Source organism: Methylorubrum podarium, from assembly GCF_022179745.1.
In the GTDB taxonomy this organism is placed as follows: domain Bacteria; phylum Pseudomonadota; class Alphaproteobacteria; order Rhizobiales; family Beijerinckiaceae; genus Methylobacterium; species Methylobacterium podarium.
Window position 1 is genome coordinate 1 of record NZ_BPRD01000672.1, and the last position, 1,750, is coordinate 1,750.

3 protein-coding genes are annotated in these 1,750 nt (G+C 71.1%); 1 reads left to right on the plus strand and 2 read right to left on the minus strand.

Annotation, left to right across the window (positions count from 1 at the left end):
• Positions 1–798: flavin-containing monooxygenase (locus MFF42_RS25630; protein WP_373875228.1), on the plus strand; the 798-nt coding region annotated here is incomplete at its 5' end.
• A gap of 50 nt (positions 799–848) precedes the next feature.
• Here the strand turns inward: MFF42_RS25630 and MFF42_RS25635 are convergent.
• The gene (locus tag MFF42_RS25635; protein ID WP_238258785.1) at positions 849–1,322 is read right to left on the minus strand and encodes a DUF2721 domain-containing protein; all 474 of its coding nucleotides are present in this window, start codon (positions 1,320–1,322) and stop codon (positions 849–851) included.
• Between the two features lie 12 nt (positions 1,323–1,334).
• Positions 1,335–1,664: a lipid-A-disaccharide synthase N-terminal domain-containing protein gene (locus MFF42_RS25640; protein ID WP_238258786.1), complete on the minus strand. Its 330-nt coding sequence runs from the start codon at positions 1,662–1,664 to the stop codon at positions 1,335–1,337.
• Between the last annotated feature and the right edge of the window lie 86 nt (positions 1,665–1,750).

Consider the following 1,750-nt stretch of genomic DNA (forward strand, 5'->3'; position numbering starts at 1 on the left):
CGCGAGGCCGCGGCGCTGGCGGGCTTCACCCGCGTCTCGACGGTGACCGGACTGGCCGAGGCGATGGCGCGCCGGCACCTCGCCGCCTCGATCGCCGATCCCGAGCTGCGCGCGAAGCTGACGCCCGATTACCGGCTCGGCTGCAAGCGGGTGCTGCTCTCCGACGACTACTACCCGGCGCTGGCCCGGCCCCATGTCAGCCTCGTCACGGCACCGATCCGCGCGGTTCTGCCCCACGGCGTCGTCACCGCGGACGGCGCCGAGCACCCGCTCGACGTGCTGATCTTCGCCACCGGCTTCTCCCCCGGCGGCAGCCTGCTGCGGACCGAGGTGATCGGGCGCGAGGGGTCGAGCCTGCTGCAGGCGTGGAAGGACGGGGCGGACGCCTTCCGCGGCGTCTCGGTCGCGGGCTTCCCGAACCTCTTCCTGCTGCTCGGCCCCAATACCGGGCTCGGCCACAACTCGGTGCTGCTGATGGTCGAGGCGCAGGTCGCCCACGTCCTCGACGCGCTTCGGCACCTGCGCGCGCATCCCGGATTCGTGCTGGAGGTGCGTCCCGAGGCTCAAGCCGGCTTCCGCGCCGAGGTCGACGCGCGGATGGAGGGCAGCATCTGGATGCGGGGCGGCTGCGGCAGCTGGTATCTCGACCGCTCGGGCCGCAACCGCACCCTCTGGCCCGGCACGGTGGGCACTTACGTGCGGGGGACCAAGCGGATGCGGGCGGAGGATTATTGCCTCGTCGAGCCTACAGGGCCTCGCCCTGGAACCACGAAAGGGCTCGCCCTTTCAAAACCCTGACGAGAGCGTCGTCCCGAAAGGGGGTTGCCGCTTTCGGAAACGACGATGCTTCAGCCTGCCCGGTCCTGCTTGCGCTCGACTTCCAGGCGCACGCCGCGGCCGGCCAGGAGGATCTCGGCGAGGAAGGCCAGGATCGCCAGGATGGTGCAGGCGAGCGCGAGGCCGAAACAGGCGAACAGCACCGAGGCTGCGGAGGCGTCGCGCAGGGCGCCGACGAACAGGGTCAGCACGGCGGCGCCCGTCATCACGCCGCCGAGGCTCGCCAGCACCACGGCACCGTCGAGCAGGAGCGAGCGGCGGCGCAGATAGGCGAGGCGCAGGGCCAGCGTCGCCCGCGCCTCCGCGTCGGCGCCGGGCAGGGTGGCCGAGAGCGCATCGACCTTGTCGGCGACGCGGCCGAGGCGGGTCGAGAACACGTTGAGCAGGGTCGCCAGCGCCGAGAGCAGGAAGGCGGGGGCGAGCGCCACCTGGATGATGTGGGCGATGCTCTCGGGGTCGCCCGCGCCCGTCACGCTCGGGAACATGGGACCGGAGCCTCAAGCCTTGCGGGCGCGCCGCTGCTCGCGAAAGATCAGGGCGAGGTTGCGCAGGTAGATGAAGGTCGAGAGACCCTGGCCGATGATGATCACCGGCTCCCGGCGCACGAAGCCGTAGACCAGGGTCATCAGCCCGCCGAGGATCGACAGGAACCAGAACGAGAGCGGCATCACGCTCTTGCCGGCCCGCTCGCTGGCGATCCATTGCAGGATGAAGCGCGAGCCGAACACGAGCTGCGCCGCGATGCCGAACACCAGCCAGAAATCGAAGCGGGTGACGAACACGTCGTAGAAATAGGCCGGGAGATCCTCGGCGAGCTGGATCAGCATGGGGTCACCGGGCCTCGCTGTGCGCCACGTCGCCGGGCGCGTCCTGGGGCACATCCTCGGCCCGCCCCGCGGGCCGAGGATGTGCC

Coding starts and splice junctions, on each gene's coding strand:
- MFF42_RS25640 (WP_238258786.1), bottom strand. CDS start 1,664: ATGCTGATCCAGCTCGCCGAGGATCTCCCGGCCTATTTCTACGACGTG.
- MFF42_RS25635 (WP_238258785.1), bottom strand. CDS start 1,322: ATGTTCCCGAGCGTGACGGGCGCGGGCGACCCCGAGAGCATCGCCCAC.